This is a genomic window from Hymenobacter sp. UYP22 (assembly GCF_040547285.1).
In the GTDB taxonomy this organism is placed as follows: Bacteria; Bacteroidota; Bacteroidia; order Cytophagales; family Hymenobacteraceae; genus Hymenobacter.
On the sequence record NZ_JBEPPK010000005.1, the window covers coordinates 51,978 to 74,351 of the forward strand.

Annotated in this window: 17 protein-coding genes; 12 read left to right on the forward strand and 5 right to left on the reverse strand. The window is 59.7% G+C overall.

Annotation, left to right across the window (positions count from 1 at the left end):
- The first annotated feature begins 61 nt into the window (after positions 1–61).
- Positions 62–1,903 carry a M61 family metallopeptidase gene (locus ABIB60_RS10460; RefSeq protein WP_354579703.1) on the forward strand — a complete coding sequence of 614 codons (1,842 nt, stop codon included), beginning with the start codon at positions 62–64 and terminating at the stop codon, positions 1,901–1,903.
- Between the two features lie 194 nt (positions 1,904–2,097).
- Here the strand turns inward: ABIB60_RS10460 and ABIB60_RS10465 are convergent, their stop codons facing one another.
- A complete protein-coding gene (locus ABIB60_RS10465) occupies positions 2,098–3,258 on the reverse strand; it encodes a glucose-1-phosphate adenylyltransferase family protein (protein WP_354579704.1) in 1,161 nt (386 codons plus the stop codon).
- Between the two features lie 272 nt (positions 3,259–3,530).
- On the opposite strand from ABIB60_RS10465, the gene ABIB60_RS10470 reads away from it, so the two are divergent.
- The 11 genes from ABIB60_RS10470 (at position 3,531) to ABIB60_RS10520 (ending at position 16,634) form a co-directional block, all read left to right on the forward strand.
- On the forward strand, positions 3,531–4,112 hold the full coding sequence (locus ABIB60_RS10470) for a hypothetical protein (RefSeq protein WP_354579706.1): 582 nt from the start codon (positions 3,531–3,533) through the stop codon (positions 4,110–4,112).
- Positions 4,113–4,220: 108 nt separating this feature from the next.
- Complete coding sequence (locus tag ABIB60_RS10475; RefSeq protein WP_354579708.1) at positions 4,221–5,237, forward strand: MBL fold metallo-hydrolase; 1,017 nt, start codon at positions 4,221–4,223, stop codon at positions 5,235–5,237.
- A gap of 376 nt (positions 5,238–5,613) precedes the next feature.
- Positions 5,614–6,627: an ABC transporter transmembrane domain-containing protein gene (locus ABIB60_RS10480; RefSeq protein WP_354579710.1), complete on the forward strand. Its 1,014-nt coding sequence runs from the start codon at positions 5,614–5,616 to the stop codon at positions 6,625–6,627.
- Positions 6,620–7,996 carry an HlyD family secretion protein gene (locus ABIB60_RS10485; protein ID WP_354579711.1) on the forward strand — a complete coding sequence of 459 codons (1,377 nt, stop codon included), beginning with the start codon at positions 6,620–6,622 and terminating at the stop codon, positions 7,994–7,996. The genes ABIB60_RS10480 and ABIB60_RS10485 overlap by 8 nt, the downstream gene beginning before the upstream one ends.
- Before the next feature lie 8 nt (positions 7,997–8,004).
- Positions 8,005–9,567 (forward strand): TolC family protein, encoded by a 1,563-nt coding sequence (locus tag ABIB60_RS10490; RefSeq protein ID WP_354579713.1) that lies wholly within the window; start codon positions 8,005–8,007, stop codon positions 9,565–9,567.
- Positions 9,568–9,707: 140 nt separating this feature from the next.
- Positions 9,708–11,189: a sodium:solute symporter gene (locus ABIB60_RS10495; protein ID WP_354579715.1), complete on the forward strand. Its 1,482-nt coding sequence runs from the start codon at positions 9,708–9,710 to the stop codon at positions 11,187–11,189.
- Between the two features lie 186 nt (positions 11,190–11,375).
- Positions 11,376–11,858 carry an energy transducer TonB gene (locus ABIB60_RS10500; RefSeq protein ID WP_354579716.1) on the forward strand — a complete coding sequence of 161 codons (483 nt, stop codon included), beginning with the start codon at positions 11,376–11,378 and terminating at the stop codon, positions 11,856–11,858.
- 124 nt (positions 11,859–11,982) lie between these two features.
- Positions 11,983–13,815, forward strand: coding sequence for an ABC transporter ATP-binding protein (locus ABIB60_RS10505; RefSeq protein ID WP_354579717.1), 1,833 nt, complete (start codon positions 11,983–11,985; stop codon positions 13,813–13,815).
- 731 nt (positions 13,816–14,546) lie between these two features.
- Entirely contained in the window at positions 14,547–15,095 is a 549-nt protein-coding gene (locus ABIB60_RS10510; protein WP_354579718.1) for a hypothetical protein, read from the forward strand.
- Entirely contained in the window at positions 15,095–15,628 is a 534-nt protein-coding gene (locus ABIB60_RS10515; RefSeq protein WP_354579720.1) for a hypothetical protein, read from the forward strand. Before ABIB60_RS10510 ends, ABIB60_RS10515 begins: the two co-directional genes overlap by 1 nt.
- Before the next feature lie 112 nt (positions 15,629–15,740).
- Entirely contained in the window at positions 15,741–16,634 is an 894-nt protein-coding gene (locus ABIB60_RS10520; protein ID WP_354579722.1) for a DUF2911 domain-containing protein, read from the forward strand.
- A 70-nt stretch (positions 16,635–16,704) separates the two neighbouring features.
- Here ABIB60_RS10520 and ABIB60_RS10525 read toward each other — a convergent pair whose 3' ends face one another.
- From ABIB60_RS10525 to ABIB60_RS10540, 4 genes are all read right to left on the reverse strand, one after another.
- Positions 16,705–18,384, reverse strand: a complete 1,680-nt coding sequence (locus ABIB60_RS10525; RefSeq protein WP_354579723.1) for a sodium:solute symporter family protein — start codon at positions 18,382–18,384, stop codon at positions 16,705–16,707.
- Positions 18,381–18,524, reverse strand: a complete 144-nt coding sequence (locus tag ABIB60_RS10530; RefSeq protein ID WP_354579724.1) for a hypothetical protein — start codon at positions 18,522–18,524, stop codon at positions 18,381–18,383. Before ABIB60_RS10530 ends, ABIB60_RS10525 begins: the two co-directional genes overlap by 4 nt.
- A 41-nt stretch (positions 18,525–18,565) precedes the next feature.
- On the reverse strand, positions 18,566–19,225 hold the full coding sequence (locus tag ABIB60_RS10535; RefSeq protein WP_354579725.1) for a phosphatase PAP2 family protein: 660 nt from the start codon (positions 19,223–19,225) through the stop codon (positions 18,566–18,568).
- A 255-nt stretch (positions 19,226–19,480) separates the two neighbouring features.
- Positions 19,481–22,087, reverse strand: coding sequence for a PIG-L family deacetylase (locus ABIB60_RS10540; RefSeq protein ID WP_354579727.1), 2,607 nt, complete (start codon positions 22,085–22,087; stop codon positions 19,481–19,483).
- Positions 22,088–22,374 lie beyond the last annotated feature (287 nt).

Sequence of the window (22,374 nt, forward strand, 5' to 3'; positions counted from 1 at the left end):
AACTAGCAACGGAAACCCGTAGGTTCGTGTCTGTATCCGTCTTTCTCTTTTTCTTCCCCTTATGATAGTGCGCAAAACTGCCGCCCTGTTGCTGCTCGCCCTTCCCCTGGGGCTCAGCCAGTCGGCTCTGGCCCAGGCCCCGATACAGTATGAGTTGGCCTTTCCCAACGCCGTTCACCACGAAGCCCGCGTTACGGTCACGTTTCGGGAAGTGCCGGCTGGGCCGTTGCAGGTGCGGATGGCGCGCTCCTCCCCGGGCCGCTACGCCTTGCACGAGTTTGCCAAGAACGTGTATGACGTACAGGCTACCGACGCCCAAGGCAAGCCTTTAGCGGTAACCAAGCCTGACCCCTACGGCTGGACGGTGGCCGGCCACAGCGGCACAGTGGTATTTACCTACACCTTGTTCGGCGACCGGACCGATGGCACTTACGCCGGCATCGACCAGCGCCACGCCCACCTGAACGCGCCAGCTACCTTTGCCTACGCCCAAGGCCTGGAGCAGCGGCCGGCCGCCGTGAAGTTTCAATTACCCGAAGGCTGGACGGTGGCCTCGCAGCTGAAACCCGAAGCTGGCGGTACCTGGACGGCCCCCAACCTGCAGTACCTCATGGATTCGCCCACCTCGCTGGGGCCGCAGCAAACCCGCACCTGGCAGGAACAGGGCCGCACCATTGAATTGCAGGTGCTGCACGATGGTACATCGGCCGAGCTGGACGCGTACACGGCCAATACCAAGAAAGTGGTGAAGGAAGCCGCCGCTATTTTCGGGGGGCTGCCGGAGTATGATTTTGGCCGCTACACCTTCATTGCCAATTACCTGCCCCAAACCAGCGGCGACGGTATGGAGCACCGCAACTCGACCAGTCTCACCAGCAACCGCCCCCTGCGCGGCCCGGGAGCCACGGACAACCTGGGCACGGTGGCCCACGAGTTTTTCCATAGCTGGAACGTGGAGCGCATCCGGCCCCAGGATCTGGAGCCCTTTGATTTTCAGCGGGCCAACATGAGCAGCAACCTGTGGTTTGCTGAGGGCTTTACGCAGTATTACGGGGAGCTGCTGCTGCGCCGGGCCGGCGTGTATACCGATGATGAGTACGCCAAAGAAGCCCTCAGCGGCATCGTGGGGGCCATGCTGCTTTCCCCCGGGGCCGCCCGTTACTCTCCGGTGTACATGAGCCAGCAAGCCCCGTTTGTGGATGCGGCCGCCGCCATTGACCCCAACAACCGCTCCAACACCTACTTGAGCTACTACTACATCGGCGCGGCCAATGCCCTGGCCCTGGACCTGGAGCTGCGCCAGCGTTTCAAGACCGACCTTGACACCTACATGCGCGCCCTCTGGAAGGAGCACGGCCCCCAGCAGAACTACGCCCCGGCCAAGCCCTACACCCTGCCTGACCTGCAGCGGGTGCTGGGCCAGGTAACCAAGGATACTACGTTTGCCGGGCAGTTTTTTCGCCAGCACATTACCGGCCACGAGTTGCCTAACTACGAGGAGCTACTGGCCCCGGCCGGACTGCTGGTGCGCCCGGCCCGCGCCGGCCAAGCTACGCTGGCCGCCCGCCTGCAGTTCAACCCCGACAGCACGGCTACCCTGGGCACTACCCTGCTGAACAGCCCGCTCTACCAGGCCGGCCTCGACCGGGAAGATGTGGTGCTGAAAGTAGACGGCCGCAAGCCTACCAACGCCAAGGAAATGCAAGCCCTGCTAGCGGCCCACAAGCCCGGCGACTTGCTGCCCGTAGAGTACCGCTCCCGGGGCCAAGTGCGTACAGCCTCGGTAACGCTGCAGCAGGACAACACGCTGGAAGTAGTTACCTACGAGCAGGCCAAGCGCCCCGTAACCAAGGCCCAGAAGAAGTTCCGGGCCGACTGGCTGAATGGCAAGTCCAAAGGGTAGTTTTCAGCTATACACTTTGCAGCTTGCCGCATAACGAAGCCCCCAACAGCCTATGTTGTTGGGGGCTTTTTGTTTGGTGGTCCGCAGAACTGAGTTGCCAACCGCTCATTTTGAGCGAGGCCGGGCAATGACAGCTCGCTAATCCGGCAAAAGGGCTCCGGCTACACTCGGGTTGGCCTTGGCATGCTCTTAGGTCAAACATCCTCGGCTTTTTCGCCCAGCACTTTTACCTGCTCGCCCCACCACTTGCGGTTTTCTTCCACCTGGTAGCCGGCATCTACAATCACCCGGCGCAGGTGTACCCCTGCCTTTACGTGGCTGCCGCCTAGTAGCACGCACTCTTCCAGCACGGCTCCGGCTTCCACCGTCACATCGGGCCCCAGTACACTGCGGCGCACGGTACCGGCTACGCGGCAGCCGGGCGCAATCAGGCTGTCTTCTACTAGGCTACCGGCTTGCACTAAGGCTGGCGGCCGGGGCAGCACCAGGGTATACAGGGGCCAATCGGGTTGGGCCAGGGCTACGCCCTGATTATCGAGCAGGTCCATGTGGGCTTGCCAGTAGGCTTGCGGAATGCCCACGTCGCGCCAGTAGCCCTGGAAGGGAAAGGAGTACGCCTGCCCTTCCCGCACCAGCGCCGGCAGCAGGTAGTCTCCGAAGTCTTTCAGGTTGGTGTGCTGCTCGGCTAGTTGCGTAAGCGTCTGGTCCAGGGCTGGCATATCGTACAGGAACACCTCGGTGGTAATGGTATCCGATAAGGCCTTGGCGGGTTTGTAGGCGAAGCGCCGCACGCGGCCGGTGCGCGTGAGTACTACGTTGCCGAAGCGGGTGGCCTCATCCTGGGGCGGCACGGCGGTGGTTACCATCGTTACGTGGGCCCGACGACGCAGGTGCTCGGCCAGCACCGGCCCAAAATCGAGGGTGTACAGGTGGTCGGCCGACAGTACCAACAGCACATCGGGGGCAAATTGCCGGATCAGGGGCAGTTGCTGGTACAAGGCGTCGGCGTTGCCGCCGGCGAATCCGCCCCCCTCCGGCCCGGTTACCGGGGGTAGCACGCGCATGCCGCCGTAGGTTCGGTCAAGGTCCCAGGGCCGGCCCCCGCCCAGGTGGTCGTTGAGCGTGTGCAGTTCGTAGGATTCCAGCACCCACACATCGGTCAGACCCGAATTTACGCAGTTTGACAAGGCAAAATCGATGAGCCGGTAGGTGCCCGCAATGGGCAGCACGGGCTTGGCCCGGCGCTGAGTGAGCAGGCCCATGCGGGAGCCTTTGCCCCCGGCCAGCACTAGCACCAGCACTTTCTGGCCGAGTAGGCGCGTGCCGCGCGCCTGATTGAGGACGGGAGTTTGCATGCAGAAGCGTAACCATTGGGCGAGAACAGCCTCCCCCCGTTTTCATACGCAGCCCACCGGACAAATGCCGGAAAGTACTGGTTTGCGCCAGCCCGCAAGGTGCGCCGGCCATTTCTTTCGCCACTTGGCTGGTTTATATCAAGCAATGTGCTGGCAGAGCGCAACCTACCTGCGCAAACCTGGTTCTTAGGCGAGCAAGTGCACGCGTTAGCCTTGGTTTGCGTTTGTATCTTCGCTGTCCATCCGTACCACTGCCCGGCAGTACCATCTGTATGCTTTCACGCTTTTTATGTTGCGGGGTCCTGGCCTTTATGCTGACGGCGGCTTCGGCCCAGGCCCAAACCGCCGAGCCGACTGCGGCTCCGGCACGGCTGGGGTTGCGGCCCCAGTACAGCCTGCAGGCCGGTGCTATGTTTGCCGGCCGCTATGGCTCGGCCACGTACCTGAGCCCTACGGTTTCGGTGCCGGTTACGCCACGGTTTTCGGTATTTGGGGGTGTTACCTACCTGCGCACCATGCCGGGCCTGGCTTACGCACCGTTTGGCGAAGCCGGCCGCCAACTGCCCCAGGGCACTAACCACTACTTGGTGCAGGGCGGCGGCCAGTACGCCCTTTCGCCCCGGGTTGTGCTTACCGGCTCCGCCTGGAAAGACCTCTCGCCCACTGCCGGCCCGCTGGTGAGCCCTTACGCTGGTTTTGGCGGCAATATGGGCACGGGTGTAAATCTGCGCGCCGACTACCACATCACCGAAAACTTCTCAGTTTCGGGTGGCGTGCGGGTGAGCAACGGCGCTACGGCGTACCCGGGCGGCTACTCCCCCCTGTTTGGGCCAGGCGCACCGCTGGGCTATTAATGTACTGCCGCTCCGGCCGGTCTGGGCCGCCTGAACCTGGTTCGGGCGGCCCGGTTGTTTTTGGCGTTTCTTTGAGCTAATCTTTCCTTCTTTCCTCTTTGCCTGCTTATGGCTGCCGCCCCACGTTTTGTGCATAATTCGCAACTGCCCATTATCAAGCCCAACTACCCCGGCAATAAGATGGTTGGGCGCGAGTACTGCAATGGCGAGGAGCTGTACGAACCCAATTTCGGCACAGTACTCAAGTGGCAGCTCAGCAAAAACCCGCAAAAGGAAGAAAAGAAGGCTGATACCTGGGTGCCCGAGGTGGTAGACTGCACGGCATTTCTGGAAAGCCAGGAAGACGGCTTGGTGTGGCTGGGCCACGCTTGCTTTCTGCTGCGCGTAGCCGGTAAGCTGCTCATCTTCGACCCGGTGCTGCTTAGCTCCCTGGGCCTGCGCCGCCGCCACGCCCTACCCTGCCAGCTGGCCCAGCTCACCGGCATCGACTACCTACTGCTCAGCCACGGCCACCGCGACCATCTGGATGCGAAATCGGTGCAGGCGCTGAGCCGGCAGAACCCCAACTTGCGCGCGTTTGGGCCGCTGGGTATGGCGGGTTTGCTGCGTAGTATGGCTCCTGGCTTGCCAGTGCAGGAGGCTGGCTGGTGGCAGCAGTTTGATGTGGGCCCGGAGGCACCGTTTGAGCTATTTTACTTGCCGGCTTCCCACTGGCACCGCCGGGGCTTGCTCGACCTGAATACCGTGCTGTGGGGTTCCTTTCTGCTGCGCCTGCCCGATGGCCGCACCCTCTACTTCGCCGGTGACACGGCCGTGGCGGGGCATTTTGAGGAAATTGAGCGGCAGTTTGGGCCCCTGGATATTGTGCTCATGCCCATTGGCGCCTACAAGCCCCCCTACATGATGCAGCTAAGCCACGTAAACCCCCACGAGGCAGCCAAGGCGATGAATCTGCTGCGGGCGGGCCATATCGTGCCCATGCACTACGGCACCTTTGACCTGAGCGACGAGCCTGCCTCCGAGCCGATTAGGGAGTTGCAATTGGTGGCTAATGGTGGAATGCTGCGCGGGGAGCTGCACGTGCCGGCCGTGGGCGAAGTACTGCGCTGGCAGGATTGGGAGTAACTTCCTAAAGCACACACAGGTGTGCGGGGATTGTACTGGAAGCTGAGCAGGGTGCGCCCTGCTTCAGCGGGTTAAAGGCTGTTCCCATTTCGTTTTTGATCAACATAGTACAACACGCACTCACTAGAGAAAAGTGGCATTAAATCAATTTAATACCATTTTAACAGCAATTAAATCCAAGACACATAACCTCGAGCGTACTTTTGCGGTTGGAAAGTGAAGTGGGCTTGAAAGCAGACGGCCGAAGTACACAGCTGCCCGTTGGCTTTCCACGTATTGCTGCTTCCCTGTCCGCTAGCTCATCAGTTGCTGGCCGGGGCTTCTGACTCCCGGCTGGTAGTTTGCCCACCGTTGCTCTTGTTATTTGTTTGCCCGCATGGCCTCCAAAACCCTGAATTTACCACCGCCCACCCCGTGGCAGCGTCTTACCCGCATGCTCGACACGGAGCGGCGCTCCATTCGTTACATTTTTTACTACGCCATTGTTACGGGCCTCATTGGCCTCACGCTGCCGCTGGGCACGCAGGCGGTATTCAACCTGGTATCTACCGGCGCTATTTTCAGCTCTTCCTATATCCTGATTGGGGTGGTAGTGCTGGGCGTACTGCTGGGTGGCCTGCTGCTGGTAGGGCAGCTCACAATGGTGGAAGTTATTGAGCAGCGGCTGTTTGCCAAGGCCGCCATTGAGTTTGCGTACCGCCTGCCCCGCATTGAGCCCAAGGTCCTGGAGGGCGAAAACCCACCGGAGCTGGTGAACCGGTTTTTTGACATTCTGACGGTGCAGAAGGGCCTTACCAAGCTGCTGATTGACTTGATGTTTGCCGGCTTCCAGATTCTGTTTGCCGTAATTGTTCTGTCCTTCTACCACCCCATTTTTATCGGTTTCGGGCTGCTGACCTTGCTCATGCTGGCGCTGATTTACGTGCTCAACTACCGCCGGGCCCTGCGTACCAGCCTGGAGGAATCATCCTACAAGTACAAAACGGTAAGCTGGCTGGAGCAAGTAGCCAGTGACCTGCCCCGGTTCCGCCATAACGAGGCGGAGCAGCGGCACGCCCTGGCCCGCACCGACGAGCTGACGGCCGAGTATCTGAAAGCTCGCAACGGCCACTTCCGGGTGCTGAAATCCTACTTCGGCTGGGCCATAGCCCTGCGCACTGTGCTCACGGCGGGCCTGCTGATTGCCGGTACGCTGTTTGTGGTATCGAGGCAGATGACGCTGGGCCAGTTTGTGGCCGCCGAGGTGTTGATTGTGCAGATCAGTGGCTCTATTGAAAAGCTGATGACTGGCGTAAGTACCATTTTTGATATGCTGACCGGCGTGGAAAAGCTGGCCGTAGTAACGGACCTACCGATAGAGGAGCATACAACTGAACAACCCCATGCTTAACCTATCAAACCAAGACATAGACGATACCGTGTGGGACGAGGAGCTGAAACTTTCCCACCGGGAGCTGCTGGACCCCAAAGGCGGCCGCCGCCTGGGCCGGGTGCTGCTCATTGTAGGCCTGGTGTTTCTGATTATCCTGTTCTTGCCCTGGCGCCAAACCATTGAGGGCACTGGCTCACTTACCACCCTGCGGCCCCAGGACCGGCCTCAAACCGTACAAAACCAAATTGCGGGCCGCATTGAGCATTGGAACGTGCGGGAAGGCCAATTGGTGAAGCGCGGAGATACTATCCTGACCATTTCTGAAATCAAGGACGAGTACTTCGACCCCAACCTGCCCGCCCGCCTAAATGAGCAGTTGGCTGCTAAACGCGGCACCGTGGGAGCCTACGATGCCAAAGTAGTTGCCACTGACCAGCAAATCAATGCCCTGCGCCTGACTCTGGACGTGCAGCTTTCGGCGGGGCGCAACCGCATTACCCAGGCCCGCAACACCGTTTCCATCGACAGCGCCGACCTGGTGGCCGTTACCAACTTCTACCAGATTGCTCGCTCCCGCCTGGCGCGCTACGAGGACGGCTATAAAAATGGCCTGTTCTCTCTCACTGATATTGAAACCCGCCGCCTGAAGCTGCAGGAGGATTTGGCTAAGGTAGTGGCCCAGCGCAACAAGCTGCGTAATTCTCAGCAGTCGTTGGCGAATGCCCGGATTGAGCTGGCCAACCTGCGGGCCAAGTACGAGCAGGACGTGGCCAAAGCCCTTTCCGACCGTAGTTCGGCCGTATCCAGCAAGGTTTCCTCAGAGGGCGAAGTGGCTTCATTGCGCAACAAGATTGCCAACGTGGACGTGCGCCGGGGCCTATATGTGGTACGCGCACCCCAGAGCGGCTACGTAGTGCGCACGCTCAAAGCGGGTATTGGTGAAACCATTAAAGAAGGGGAATCCATTGCCACCTTGCAGCCCGACGCGCCTTTGCTGGCCGCCGAGCTGTACGTCCGCGCCATGGATGTGCCCCTGATTCAGCGCGGGCGGCAGGTACGGCTGCAGTTTGACGGCTGGCCGGCCATTCAGTTCTCGGGCTGGCCCTCGGTGGCCGTGGGCACGTTTGGCGGCACCGTTACGGTAATTGATGTGGTAAGCAGCACCAATGGCAAGTACCGCCTGCTGGTGCGCCCCGACCGCCACCACGAGCGGGACAACCCCTGGCCGGCGCAGCTGCGCCTGGGCTCGGGGGTATACGGCTGGGTTATTCTGGACTCGGTGCCGGTGTGGTATGAAATCTGGCGGCAGCTCAACGGCTTCCCGCCTACCCTGAAGGCGCCTACTGCTGAGGCTCCCATCAAGGAAAATGCTACTAAGGATAAGTAACAGTGACAATGCTGTTCCCGCGTGTATTCCGGCGCTTGGTCGCCCCATTGCTGCCTGATTGGGCAGTGAGCCGCCCGGCTGCGCTGGTGCTGGGCGGCCTGTTGTATAGTATTTCAGCCCAAGCCCAAGACCTAAGCCTGCCCACCCAGAAACCCGGCCTGGAGGCGGCTCCCTTACAAACCCGCCAACTGGCCCAAGACCGTTCCCCGGCGGATACGGCGCGGGTATTCTCGCTGCAGGACCTGGCTGACCTAGTGTATGCCAACCACCCGGTAGTCAAGCAAGCCGCCCTACTCAGCGACGACGCCCGCTCCCAGGTACAGCAGGCCCGCGGCGGCTTCGACCCCAAGCTGGGCTCCGGTTTCGACCGGAAAATATTTGGTGGTACTGATTATTACAATAATTGGTCGAATGAGTTGAAAGTACCCGTGTGGCCCGGCGGCATCGACCTGAAAGTAGGTTACGACCGAATGGTGGGCACTTACGTGAACCCCGAGTACCGTACTCCGCTCAAAGGGCTGGCGGTGGCGGGCTTGTCAGTGCCATTGGGCCAGGGCTTGCTCATTGATGAGCGCCGCAGCACCCTGCGCCAGGCCCGTATTCTGGTAGATGCAGCCGAAGCCGACCGGGTAAAGCAGATCAACGAAGTGTGGCTGCAAGCGGCTCAGGACTATTGGAACTGGTACTACACCTACCAGCAGATGCTACTGATTCAGGAGGGCATTGCGCTGGCCGAAACCCGGTTTCGGGGCACCAGTCGCCGCGCCCAGCTCGGCGACCAGGCCCCCATCGACTCGGTGGAAGCCCAGATTACGGTGCAGGACCGCCAGGTGCAATTTGAGCAGTTGGGCGTGGAGTTGCAGAACGCCCGCCTGCTGCTTTCCAACCACCTCTGGAACAAGGACGGCCAGCCGGTGGAGCTACCCGCTTATGCCGTACCGCAAACTCCGCCCCTCACCCCCCTCGATTCGGCCGGTTACGAACAGTTGCTGGACTTTGCCACCAACCGCCACCCTACCCTGCTCAAGCTCGATGCGAAAATCCGGCAGCTGGGCGTGGAGGAGCGGTACCGGCGCGAGTTGCTCAAGCCCACCATTAACGTGAGCGGTTACCTGCTCAGCCGCGGCGACTTTTACCGCCCCGAGGTACCTGCTTACTACGATTTTGGCCGGGACAATTACAAAGTGGGCGTTGACTTCGCCTTTCCGCTGTTTTTGCGCAAAGAGCGGGGCAAGCTCTGGCAAACCCGCCTGAAGGTGCAGGATGCCAACCTGGAGCAACAGAACAGCCGCCGTGTTATCACCAACCAGGTGGGGGCCAAGTACAACACGCTCAAGGCCTACGAGCGGCAGCTGGCCGTGCAGGCCCAGGCCATTGCCAACCAACGCATTCTGCTGGCCGCCGAGTCGCAGAAATTTGAGCTGGGTGAAAGCACCATTTTCCTCATCAACGCCCGTGAAACCAAGCTCATCGACCTGCGCCTGAAGCAGGAAAGCATGCGTGCCAGCTACGAGAAGGCGCTGGCCGAGCTCTACTACTACGCCGGCACCCGCACCCTGCGCGCCGAGTAAGAAGCGTTTTTCGGCTGTTAGCTTTTGGCTATTAGCTGTTAGCTTTGAAGTCTGTTTGTTGCCGTAGCCAAGCCGGCAGATCCTTTGTGGCATCTGCCCGCGGAGTTACCAGCCGACAGCCATCCGCTAACAGCCGAGAAATGTCGCCCACCCTTATTCTGAGCCTGATTGCGGGCTACTTCGTCGTCCTCATTATCATTGCCTACCTCACCTCGCGGCAGGCTACCAGTGAGTCGTTTTTCATAGCCAACCGCAACGCACCCTGGTACATGGTGGCCTTTGCCATGATTGGCACCTCCCTGTCGGGCGTTACGTTCATTTCCATTCCCGGTATGGTGGCCTCCCAGAGCTGGAGCTACATGGCCGTGGTGCTGGGCTATATTGTGGGCTACCTGGTGATTGGCACCGTACTGATGCCCTTGTACTACCGCCTGCGGCTGGTGAGCATTTACACCTACCTGGAGCAGCGGTTTGGGTTTTGGAGCTACAAAACCGGGGCCCTGTTCTTTCTGATTTCCCGGGCTGTGGGCGCGGCGTTCCGGCTGTTTCTGGTGGCGGGCGTGCTGCAGTTTGCGGTGTTTGATGGGCTGGGCGTGCCGTTTGCCGTAACCGTTACGGTCAGCATCTTCCTAATTTACCTCTACACCTTCCGGGGCGGCCTCAAAACCATCCTCTGGACCGATACTTTCCAGACCATGGCCATGCTGGTGTGCGTGGGCGTGAGCATCTACCTGATGGCTGACGAGCTAAACCTGGGTTTTGCCGGGCTGGTAAAAACGGTGAAGGAAAGCACCATGTCGCAGATCTATTTCTCTGACCCCAAGGACGACAAGTTTTTCTGGAAGCAGTTTGCCTCGGGCGCCTTCATCACCATCGTCATGACCGGCCTCGACCAGGACATGATGCAGAAAAACCTGAGTTGCCGCAGCCTCCCCGACGCCCAGAAAAACATGTTCTGGTTTACGCTGGCCATTGTGGTGGTGAACGTGTTCTTCCTCTCGCTGGGCGTGCTGCTCTATAAGTTTGCCGCCGCCAAGGGCATTGCGTTGCCTATGAACCCAGCCACCGGCAAAGTTATCGGCGACAATGTGTTTCCGCTGCTGGCTACCAACCACTTCAGCCTGTTTGCGGGCATTGTGTTCATCCTGGGCATCATTGCCGTCACCTACGCCTCCGCCGACTCGGCCCTGACAGCTCTTACCACCTCTTTCTGCGTGGATATGCTGGACATCAAGCAGTACGATGAGGCCAAGCAGAAGCAGCTGCGCCAGGCCACGCACTTCGGCTTCAGCATCGTGCTCATTATCATCATCCTAATTTTCCGGGCCATTAACGACCAGAGCGTGATTACGTCCGTGTTCAAGGCGGCGGGCTACACTTACGGGCCGCTGCTGGGCCTGTTTTCGTTCGGCATCTTCACCAGCCGGGGCCTCCACGATAAGCTAGTGCTGCCCGTGTGCGTCGTGGCCCCGCTGCTCACCTGGTTTATCAACTCCAACTCCAAGGCTTGGTGGGGCTACGAGTTCGGCTTCGAGATTCTGATGCTCAACGGCCTTATCACTTTCCTGGGTTTGCTGGCAATTTCGCGCCCCCGCAACCTGGAATTGAACCCCGTTGCGTAGCCGTTGTTTAGGGAGGCGTACCTTTGTGTCCCAGGTAGCTTTAGTAGTACGTCATGCGGAGCGCAGCCGAAGCATCTTTACCGCTTCGTCTGCGTGATTGAGTTAGCCCAGCAGTAGAGATGCTTCGGCTGCGCTCAGCATGACGTTCATTTCACTTCTTGCCATTCCTACCAACCTACCAACCCTATGAAACATCTGTTCTTCATCTTCGGGCTTGTAGCTTTGGCCGCTGGAGCGGCACAGGCCCAGCAAACGGCTCCGGCCGCTAAGCAGCCCATTGAGTTGCAGCCCGGCCGCATGCAGGCCCAAGCCAAGCCGGCTCCCAACCGGCCCGATGCGCCCCCGCAGTTTCCGGGCGGCGTGCAAGGGTTGAACTCGTTTTTTCAGCAAAACCTAAAGTATCCCGAAGCGGCTAGCGTCAAGCAAATCAGCGGCAACGTGGTCATGACCTTTACGGTAGAAGCCGACGGCCACCTGACTAACCCCTCCGTGGTGCAACCCCTCAGCCCGGAGTGCGACACGGAAGCGCTACGGGTACTGGGCCAGATGCCGGCCTGGAAACCGGCCACCCGCAAAGGCCAGCCGGTAGCTACCCAAGTGCGCCTGCCCATTCCTTTCGGCAACTCCGATGGGCTGAAGGTGGAGCAGGGCAAGAATAAATTTGAATAAAGGAGCTAGGAACCAGGAGGTAGGAGGTAAGAATCTGGCGACGAGCTTGTCGTCCGGGTTTTCCTCCTCCCTCCTCACTCCTCACTCCTAGCTCCTACATAATAGAATGGCAGCCAGAAGCGGAATGAATACCAGTGGCCAAACGGGAGTTGATGTCCCCAAGGTCAAGCTTACCAAAGAGAACTTCCAACGTGGACTGCGGATTTTCCGCTTCGTGCTGCCTTACAAAGGCCCGTTCATTGCGGGCCTGTTGCTGTTATTGCTGAGTAGCGTTTCTACCATGATTATGCCCAAAATGCTGGGCTACCTGGTGAACGTGGCCAACCACCAGACCAACCGTCTGCCGGCCTTCGTGCCAGCCTCCATTACCGGCATTGCGGGGCTTCTATTTGGTGTGGTGCTCATCCAAGGGCTGTTTTCCTTCGGCCGTATTTTCTTTTTCTCCCGGGTCAGTGAGTTTACCGTGCGCGACATTCGCCGCACGCTCTACCAGAAGCTGGTTACGCTACCCATTCCGTTTTTTGAACAGCGCCGCGTGGGGGAAATCACCTCCCGCCTGACTTCGGACGTGGCCAATATTCAGGATACGTTCACGCTAACGCTGGCCGAGTTTCTGCGCCAGATTCTGACGCTGCTGGCCGGTGTGGCCTTTATTATGTGGGAGTCGTGGCGGCTGTCGTTGTTTATGCTGGCTACGTTTCCGCCGCTGGTGTTGCTGGCGTTTCTATTCGGGCGCAGCATCCGCAAGTTCTCCAAGCAGACTCAGGATGAGCTAGCTAAAACCAACGTGGTGGTGGAGGAAACGATGCAGGGCATTAACTCGGTAAAAGCTTTTACCAGTGAGCAGCATGAGGTGAGCCGCTACACTGCCGGCCTGAACCGCACCGTGCAGTTTGCGCTCAAATCGAGCATTTACCGCGGGGCTTTCGTGTCGTTTATCATCGTGGCCATTTTTGGCGGTATCTTTTTGGTCCTGTGGCGCGGTGCTACTTATGTTGAGCTACCAGCCTCCGACCCTCGCCACTTGGCCATGGGCGACTTGGTATCGTTTATTCTGTACACCATGTTTATTGGGGCCTCGGTGGGCGGTTTGGGCGAGATGTACGGCAAAATTCAGAGCAGCCTGGGCGCTTCCGAGCGGATTCTGGAAATTCTGGACGAGGAGTCGGAGCCGGTGCACCAGCCCCGCCTGCATGGCACCTCCCCGCTGCAGGTACGCGGCGACATCCGCTACGACAATGTGCAGTTCCACTACCCCACCCGCCCCGACTTGGCAGTACTCAAGGATATTAGCTTCCACATTCGGGCCGGCGAAAAAGTGGCACTGGTGGGCCCTTCGGGTGCCGGCAAAAGCACTATCGTGCAGCTGCTGATGCACCTGTATCCCCTGAGCAGCGGCAGCATTTCGGTGGATGGCCGCAACATCGATGACCTAGACCTGACGGAGCTGCGCCAGCACATTGGCATCGTACCCCAGGAAACCTTGCTGTTTGGCGGCACTATTGGGGAGAATATTCTTTACGGCCGTCCTGGCGCTTCCGAAGCCGACATCATTGACGCCGCCCGCCGGGCCAATGCCTGGCAGTTCATTCAGTCGTTTCCCGAAGGATTGGATACCGTAGTGGGTGAGCGAGGCATTAAGCTCTCGGGCGGGCAGCGCCAGCGTATTGCCATTGCCCGCGCCATCCTGAAAAATCCCGCCATTCTGCTCCTCGACGAAGCCACCTCCGCCCTCGACTCCGAAAGCGAAAAGCTAGTGCAGCAGGCCATGGACGAGCTGATGCAGAACCGCACCAGCATCATCATTGCCCACCGCCTGAGCACCATCCGCAAGGTGGATAAGATTCTGGTTATCGACGGCGGCCGCATCGTGGAGCAAGGCTCCCACGAAGAACTCAGCAACGACGACAACGGCCTCTACGCTAACCTGCTGAAACTGCAGTTCGAGTTGACGTAAAGCGCGGTCTTAGACGAATTCATTGGATTGTATGAAACGGGTAACGCATCTGCGTTGCCCGTTTTCTTTTTCCGGTATATTCAGGTGTACATAGTCTATACTCGCCATCATAACCGATTTACCCGTGACGCACAGACTACCACGTATCGAGTTGCTACGGCCGGAGCTGGGACTGTGGGGCGGCATTATGTTGCTGTTAAGCACCTTGTTCATGTCTTCGGCCACATTTGCGCCGCCGCTACCTTTTGTACAGTTACCAGCTTCTACCTATACTGGCTGTCATCTGATGGACAACTTCTCTTCCAATATCGGAGTGTCGGTAGGTGAAACTGGACGTATATACCTTGATTTTTTTGATGAGCAGGCGCAAAGAAGGATTGTGGAATCCGTGGCCAAGGAGTCAGGCTACCGGTTCGGGGCAGTCCAATGGCAAGAGTTGAGCCACCTCCCATATATTGGTCTGCCAGTGAATGAATTACCAGCGTATCTAGCTCTACCCTCCTCCCGACGTAGACACGCAGCGCTACTAGGAGTTCCAGTAGCTGAACTACCCGCCTATATCCGAGCGGCTGTAAAAGAAGGTCGCAGACAAGAATATTGGGCCAGACACCCACACGTTTTTCTTCGGATAGATAAGCACCTCTCCGCGGAAAGGGTTAACCAGATTTTGCGGGTGTTCAGGCAGAATGGCATTCATCGTTTTTATCTGGTAACGGAGCTTAAGCCATACAATGCCCCCGATTAACCTCCCCGCCACCCCGCCCACCTTTCCGGAATACCAGCTGATTCACCAGACGCAGCAGCGGCAGCGGTACCCGGAGCCGGCGCATCGGCGGCAACCCGTAACGTCGGAGCGGCGGCAGGTACGCACGGTAGCTGTGGCGGTGCTGGTAGGCACCGTGGCCCTGTATTTTCTGCCGCTGGCCCGGCCTCTAGCGAAATTCTGGCTCGGATTAGTCGCTATTGGATTGGGCCTATTATACCAGTGGTGGGAGTACCGCCGGGCTTTTCGGGAATTTCAGGCCCAGCCCCGGCCGCTGGGCTTCCGGGTTTCGGAAACCGGCTTAGCGGTGCAATGGCCCCAGGGCTGGCAGCGGCTACCCTGGCACTCCTTTACCCGCGTGCAACAGGTAGGCGACTGGCTCCTACTCTACCCCGGCCCCGATTTCGCCTATTATCTGGATTTGCGGCAAGTACCGGAGCCATACACGGTAGTGGACGTGCTGGCTTTGATTGGGGGGCGCGACATGCGCGTGCCGGGCCCTACCTTCGCCTCCTGATGAAACCGACCCCGATTGTATTGTCCGGCGTGCAGCTTTCCGCCGAGGAGTTTGTGGCCGTAAACTTCCGGCTCTGGCGGGCCCGGCCCCGCACCCGCCTCAACCACTGGATTCTGGGCGCGGCCGTAGTGTTGCTGGGCGCGAGCGTGGGGCTGGACTTGTACCAGCACGGCCGGCTTACCCAACTTTCCACCCTGGTTTTTCTGGGCGTAGCGGTGCTGTACGCACTGTTTCGGGCTGGGCTGGTGCGCTACCAGCTACGCCGGGGATACGCCAACAATACGACCCTGCACCAGCCCATCAATTTCACCCTTACCGAATCCGACATCATTGGGCGCAGTGCGCTGGGGCAGTTTTCCGGCAAGTGGAGCATGGTGCGGCGGGCGGTGTGGGTGCAGCCGCACTGGCTGCTGCTCTACCCTACCGAGGCCGCCTGCTATTACCTGGATATGCGCCAGTTGCAGCAGCCCGCTACGCCTGCCGATGTGGCGGCGCTGCTCACCCGCCACAGCATTGCGCAACAGCAGCTGTAGCCACAACTCACTAGGCAAGTGCTCATCTATAAGCCGGCACTCTGCACCGGTAACCCGGGCATATTTGCCTATTTTCGCCCCGTATTCCCAACGCCTCTTTTTCTCTTCACGAATGATTACTTCGACTTCTCTCAAGTCTACTTCCCGCGCGCTGAGCGCCACGTTGCTGGTTAGCGGCCTGCTACTGAGCGCCGCCGCCCAGGCCCAGATCAACACGCCTCAAGCCAGCCCCAAAAGCACTATTCAACAGCGCGTGGGCCTGACCGATGTAACGCTGGTGTATTCCCGCCCCAACCTGCGGGGCCGCGCCGCCTTCGGCAACCTGGTGCCGTTCAGCAAGCGGTGGCGCACCGGCGCCAACGCCACCACCAGCATCAAATTCTCGGACGATGTAACGGTGGAGGGTAAAAAGGTACCGGCTGGCGAGTACGGCATCTACACCATTCCGGGCAAAACGGAGTGGATTGTGGTGCTGAACAAGAGCACCAAGATGGGGGCCAACGTGGACGGCTTCAAGGACGACGAGGACGTGGCCCGTTTCACCGTCAAAACCTACAAGGTGCCCACTAAAGTGGAAACCTTCACCATGAACTTCACCGACCTCACTCCCGCCACCGCCAACGTGGATATCCAGTGGGAAATGACCGGCGCTAAGTTCAAAATCACCTCCGACGTGGAGCCCAAGGTAATGGCCCAGATTGACGAGAAAGTCATCAAAAACGCCAGCCCCAGCAACGGCGACCTGGCTGCTGCCGCCGTGTATTACCTCGATAACAACAAGGACCTGAAGCAGGCGCTGACCTGGATGCAGAAGGCCAACGCCACCGACCCCAAGTTCTGGAACCTGCTCACCGAAGCCAAAATCCGGATGAAGATGAAGGACTATAAAGGCACCATCTCAACCGCTGAGCAATCCAAAAAGCTGGCCCTCGACGCCAAAAATGCCGACTACGTGAAGATGAATGAGGACCTGATTATGGAAGCCAAGAAAGCCGGCAAGCTGTAATTGTAAGTCAAAGGGCTAACGTAAAAAGCTAGTTCCCCTCCTTGGAAAGGAGGGGAACTAGCTTTTTACGTTAGCCCTTTGACTTTCCCACCAAACTTCCTAGCACCACCACACCGCAGCCGATGATATTGAACCAGAGGTAGCCGATATCGGTGGTGAAAAACAGAACCAGGACGACGGCTTGGGCTACTACGGCGGCCCAGAACACGGCCCGGCCGCCCACGGTCTTCAGGAAGAAGGCCACCATGAATATGCCCAGAATGGTGCCGTAAAACAATGAGCCCAAGATGTTAACGGCCTGAATCAGGTTTTCGAGGCGGGCGGCGAAGGTGGCAAATCCGATGCCCAGCACGCCCCAGCCCACGGCCGCCGCCCGCGAAGCCAGCACGTAGTGCGCCTCCGGCTGGCCCTGGCGGCGGGGCTTGTACAAGTCCACTACGGTAGTGGAGGCCAGGGCATTGAGGCCGGCGGCGGCTGAGCCCAGGGCCGCGCTCAGCACCACCGCTACCAGCAGCCCAACCAAGCCCTGGGGCAGATAGTTGAGTACAAAGGTGAGGAATACGTAGTCGGTGTCCTTGGCTTCGGTGGCAGGGCGGGCCTTTTTGAGCAACTGTTGCGCCTGTTGCCGCAGCCCCAGGTTGGCGGCCTGGGTGGCTTGCAGGTGCGTTTCGGCGGTGGCAATGGCGGCGGAGTTTTCAGCTTGTAGTGCTTGTACGAGTTGGCCAGTAGCCCGGCGGCGCACCTCAAACAGGATGGCGTGTTCCCGCTCCAGTTCCCGCAACTGGGGGCCATACTGCTCGGAGTGTGCTACCTGCATGTACACCGGCCGGTTGAAGGTGAGCGGGGCGGGGTTGAACTGGTAGAACACAAACAGCAGCACACCCAACAGCAGAATGCCAAACTGCATCGGAATCTTGAGCAAACCGTTCATCAGCAGGCCCAGCCGGCTTTCGGTGATGTTGCGGCCAGTGAGGTAGCGCTGCACCTGGCTCTGGTCGGTGCCGAAGTACGAGAGGGCCAGGAACAGACCGCCCGTCATGCCCGACCAGAAGTTGTACCGGTCGGTGGGGTCAAAGTGAAAATCGATGAGGTTGAGTTTGCCCTGGTGGCCGGCCACGCGCATCGCATCGGTGAAGCCCACCCCGGCCGGCAAATAGTGCACCAGCAGGTAGCCCGCCACCAGCAGCCCCACAAAAATGACGGCCACCTGCCCCTGCTGCGTCACCATCACGGCCCGGGTGCCGCCCGATACGGTGTAGGCAATCATGACGGTGCCCAGCAACCACACCGTCAGCTGAATATCCCAGCCCAGAATGGCCGACAGCACCAACGCCGGGGCGTACAAGCTCAGGCCGTTACTCAAGCCCCGCTGCACCAGAAACAACAGCGCCGCAAAGGTGCGGGTGCGCCGGTCAAAACGCCCTTCCAGGTACTCGTAGGCGGTGAATACCTTGAGTCGGTGGTAGATGGGCACTACGAACACGGCAATGAGCACCATGGCCACCGGCAGCCCCAGGTAGAACTGGATGAAGCGCATGCCATCGTCGTAGGCCTGGCCGGGGGTGCTCAGGAAGGTAATAGCCGAGGCCTGGGTGGCCATAATGCTGAGCCCAATGGCCCACCACGATGCCTGCCGCCCACCCAGCAAATAGCCGTCTAGGGATTCGCCGGCGCGGCGGGTGCGCCAGGTGCCGTAGCCCACTATGAACAGCAGCGTTCCGCCCAGAATCAGCCAGTCGAGCCCACTCATGCAAACACGCGCGTCAGGTACACGAACAGCCCGATTTCCAGCGCCAGCGCGCCCAGTACCAGCCAGTACCACGCCCGCCACGAGGGCAGCAGCGGCGGTTGTTCGGTTTCAGATGCTGGTGAAGTAGAGGTAGGAGGCACAGCGGAAAGACAAGGACGGGGAACAAGCGCAAGTTACCTACTCAGGAGGCATTCGGCGCAGGTAAAATTGCCGGAATTATTGGCCTCGGCCGCAGCCAGCCAGTGGCCAATTCCCAGAGGCAGGTGAGCAGCAACCCCAGCGCAGCCCCAGCCAGTACATCACTAAGCCAATGATATTCCAGCACTACCCGGCCCAGGCACACCAGCCCCAGCCACCCCAGTAGCCAGAGCCGGGCTTTGGGAAACCGTAGCGCCAAGGGCAGCAGCAGCCCCGCCGTGCCGGCCGCATGCCCCGAAGGAAACGCATCAAACCGTCCTACAGACTGCCAAAAATCATCATCGGGCGCAACGTGGTCGAATACCTGCCACGGCCGGGGCCGGTTGAAGTACATGGCCAGCAGGTTGCGCAGCCCCTGGCTGCTAATCATCGTCAGCAACGCTACCAGCCAGATGGTGCAATTAGGCCACCGCCGCAGTCGGGCTAAGGCAAACAGTAGCAGCAGCAACGGCCACAGCCACAACGGCATCAGCTTATCCGTAACCGCGTCATGCACCCGCATCAGCCCCGCAAAAAACGGCCGCAGCGGCGCGCCGTGCCGGTGCAGCAGCCCGGCCAGCGGCACATCTACGGCTACTATCAACAGCAGCACCAGCGGCACAGAAGCCAGCGTAAGGAGCGAAAGACGGCTATAATTTCGCATAAACATAGTCTTACTGAAAATCTCGCGCCCGTCCGGCGGCTGAAAGCCGTCGGGCCGGTTGAAGTACGCTGATGTTGCTACGAGGTCGTACTGACGGTCCAGCCGACAACCGGCCCGACGGCTTCCAGCCGCCGGACCGGCGCATGCGCCACAAGGTTGTAGAGACGCTTATTCGCGTTTCGGCGCGTGCTGATGGTGTTTACTGGAACGAGGCAGCCCCCAACGGCACAGCCGTTGAGACGCGAATACGCGTCTCTACTTACCCAACGACACCATATTGGTCAATAGCCGGTACGCGCCGGGTACGCCGGCGGGCAGCTCGCGGAACAGGCTGAGGCCGGTGTAGATGTAGTGGCCTTTGCCGTAGTCGGCTACCAGGATGGCGCTTTGCTTGGCGGTTTCGCCGGGGTCCTGGCTGCTGAGCACGGTCTGGTACTTGGGGTCCCACTGGCTGGGGTAATAGAGGCCCTGCTCCTGCACCCAGCCTTCAAAATCCTTGGTGGTGATTTTGTTGGGGGTGTTGAGCAAGGGCTGGCTGGGGTTGAGGAAGGTAACGGGGGCGTTTTCCACCGTCACCCGGTCGGTGCTGAGGGTGAGCGGGTACGGGCCGATTTGGGGCAGCACGGTGCCCCGGTTCACCACGTACTGCACCACCAGGTTGCCGCCCTGCTCCACGTACTTCAGCAGCGTGGGCTGCAGGGTTTTGAGGCGGTCGAGGGTGTTGTAGGCGCGCACGCCCAGCACCACGGCATCGAAACGGCGCAGGTTCTGGTCGGTAATGTCCTCGGGCTTGAGCAGCGTGACGGTGTAGCCGATCTGGCGCAAAGCGTCGGGCACCTCGTCGCCAGCCCCCATCAGATACCCAATTTCCTGGCCCTTGCGCCGCAGGTCCAGCTTCACCAGCGGGGCCACCGCTTCGGGGAACAGCGTTTGGGTGGGAATGTGGGTGTAGGTAATGGTCTGGTAGCCGCGCGAGTACGTCTGGCCCTCCACGGTAGCCACGGCCCGCAGCTCCGATTTGCCTTCCGCCGCGCCCGCGCCGGGCTGTACCCGGAACTGCACGGTCTGCTCGGCGTCTTTGGCTCCCAGCTCGAAGGGGATGCTGGCAGGCTCGGCCGTCCAGCCTTTCGGCAGGTTTAGTGCCAGGGTACCCTTCACACCTGCTTTGCCGGCGCGCAGCGTCACGGGAATGGTTTTGGGCTGGTTGTCGGCGAAGACGTAGGCGTGGCCGCCCACGTTCACCATCACCGGCGGCACCACCGTCAGCGGGCGGTACTTCTCCCCTTCCACCGGGTCGGTGCTTTTGTATTGAACGGGGACGGAGAAGGTTAAATCTTGTCCTAACACCTGAATACTGGCGGTGGCTGTAGCCACAGGATAGCCCTCTGCGTTGCCCCTCTGTCGTGGCTCTACAACTACGTACATACCCGTAGTTCCTGTCTTTTGCAGCCAGTAAGGTTGGGATTTTAGTTCATTCCAATAACCGACTTGAGAACTGCGAATCTTGGCTTTTTCATTGCGCGTCAAGGTTGTTGGCTCTTTACGCAATGGTAAAGCTTGATGAGCAACATATTTGTTGTTATCGAATTGTCCTTGATAATCATTAGGTTCGACATCAATCGATATCATTTTTACATCAATTGATGAGCGGTTTATTACTTCGACATCAACCTTGATGGTATTATCTGTTCCACCTACAATGTTTTTATTCATTAAAGGTGCCGTGGCAGCTTCGGCTGTTGCCTCTATGTGCAATCCAAGACAAGCACGGATCAATTCTTGCACCTCACTACTCTTTTGATTAGTCCAAAAGAGTAAATCTGGATAGCTCGAGTAGCCAACAGATTGGCTGTACATCGGCATTATTTTCTCCCGCACCTTCAGTAGTCCCGCCACACTCGCCGACGGATTGGCCGGGTCGTACTTGCGAATCACCTCGTCAATCAGCTTGCCTACGGCCGCGCCGCCGGGCACCCGGTTCCAGGTCAGGTCCACGCCCTCGAACAGGTCAGTGGTGACTTTATCGCCTTTCAGGAGCTGAAAATACTCCGGGGCATCGCCGCGCTGGGCGCTGCTACCGAAGCCCTGGCTGCGGTGCTGGGAGCGGCTGCGGGCGGCAATTTCGCCGTAGCTCTGCCCCAGTAGCGGGTTGTAGCCGCCGGCATCCAGCTTGAAGTGCTGGCTCATATCCTCGCCGGGCTTCACGAAGAAGCTGCCGGTATTCCAGAGCAGCCGCTTGGCCTGCCAGGGCTGCACGTACTGCAGCTGCTCGGGGAAACGCTTGGGGTCGGCGGCGGCCGAGAAGGCCTCGATGGCCAGCATGGCCGAGGCCGTGTGGTGGCCGTGCCCGGCCCGGGCGTCGGGCGGGAAGCGGGTAATCATCACGTCGGGGCGGCGCTGGCGGATTACCCACACCATATCGGCCAATACCTGCTCCTTGTCCCAGATGGTGAAGGTTTCCTCGGGCGTTTTCGAGAAGCCGAAGTCATTGGCGCGGGTGAAGAACTGCCGGCCCCCATCGATGCGGCGGGCCGCCAGCAGCTCCTGCGTCCGGATGACGCCCAGCCCCTCGCGCAGCTCCGGCCCGATGAGGTTCTGGCCCCCGTCGCCGCGAGTGCAGCTGAGGTAGCCGGTTTCCACCAGACGGCCGTTGGCCAGGTAGGCAATCAGGCGGGTGTTCTCGTCGTCGGGGTGGGCGGCCACGTACAGGGCTGAGCCCAGCACGTTCAGTTTCTTCAGCCCCAGCAGAATCTCGCCGGACGACCAGGTTTTGGGGGCCTGAGCGGTGGCTTCGGAAATTAAGAATTGAGAAGTAAGAAGTAAGAATGCCGATAAAGCGGCGTAGAAAGAGCGAAGGCGCATGAACGAGGCGGTTGAGGTGGCCGGGCGGTAAAGATAGAAGGCCGGCCGTCAGGTTGCAGCCCCCGCCGCCTACCCTTTGGGCAGATAGGACAAGGTACTCCGCTCCCAAAGAGCCCTGCGCCAAGCCGGCTGCCCCCTCCCCAACGCGCGGCTGCCACCGGACTTTTTTCACAACGGCGGGCGTTGGGCACGGAATTAGCCGGATGCACACTGGCTGGCTTCAGCCAGTACCGGGGTTTGTCCTGTCTTTTCCTGATTTTCGTGCCACTTATGTCTCGGTTGCGTAG

Coding starts and splice junctions, on each gene's coding strand:
- ABIB60_RS10460 (WP_354579703.1), top strand. CDS start 62: ATGATAGTGCGCAAAACTGCCGCCCTGTTGCTGCTCGCCCTTCCCCTG.
- ABIB60_RS10465 (WP_354579704.1), bottom strand. CDS start 3,258: ATGCAAACTCCCGTCCTCAATCAGGCGCGCGGCACGCGCCTACTCGGC.
- ABIB60_RS10470 (WP_354579706.1), top strand. CDS start 3,531: ATGCTTTCACGCTTTTTATGTTGCGGGGTCCTGGCCTTTATGCTGACG.
- ABIB60_RS10475 (WP_354579708.1), top strand. CDS start 4,221: ATGGCTGCCGCCCCACGTTTTGTGCATAATTCGCAACTGCCCATTATC.
- ABIB60_RS10480 (WP_354579710.1), top strand. CDS start 5,614: ATGGCCTCCAAAACCCTGAATTTACCACCGCCCACCCCGTGGCAGCGT.
- ABIB60_RS10485 (WP_354579711.1), top strand. CDS start 6,620: ATGCTTAACCTATCAAACCAAGACATAGACGATACCGTGTGGGACGAG.
- ABIB60_RS10490 (WP_354579713.1), top strand. CDS start 8,005: ATGCTGTTCCCGCGTGTATTCCGGCGCTTGGTCGCCCCATTGCTGCCT.
- ABIB60_RS10495 (WP_354579715.1), top strand. CDS start 9,708: ATGTCGCCCACCCTTATTCTGAGCCTGATTGCGGGCTACTTCGTCGTC.
- ABIB60_RS10500 (WP_354579716.1), top strand. CDS start 11,376: ATGAAACATCTGTTCTTCATCTTCGGGCTTGTAGCTTTGGCCGCTGGA.
- ABIB60_RS10505 (WP_354579717.1), top strand. CDS start 11,983: ATGAATACCAGTGGCCAAACGGGAGTTGATGTCCCCAAGGTCAAGCTT.
- ABIB60_RS10510 (WP_354579718.1), top strand. CDS start 14,547: ATGCCCCCGATTAACCTCCCCGCCACCCCGCCCACCTTTCCGGAATAC.
- ABIB60_RS10515 (WP_354579720.1), top strand. CDS start 15,095: ATGAAACCGACCCCGATTGTATTGTCCGGCGTGCAGCTTTCCGCCGAG.
- ABIB60_RS10520 (WP_354579722.1), top strand. CDS start 15,741: ATGATTACTTCGACTTCTCTCAAGTCTACTTCCCGCGCGCTGAGCGCC.
- ABIB60_RS10525 (WP_354579723.1), bottom strand. CDS start 18,384: ATGAGTGGGCTCGACTGGCTGATTCTGGGCGGAACGCTGCTGTTCATA.
- ABIB60_RS10535 (WP_354579725.1), bottom strand. CDS start 19,225: ATGCGAAATTATAGCCGTCTTTCGCTCCTTACGCTGGCTTCTGTGCCG.
- ABIB60_RS10540 (WP_354579727.1), bottom strand. CDS start 22,087: ATGCGCCTTCGCTCTTTCTACGCCGCTTTATCGGCATTCTTACTTCTT.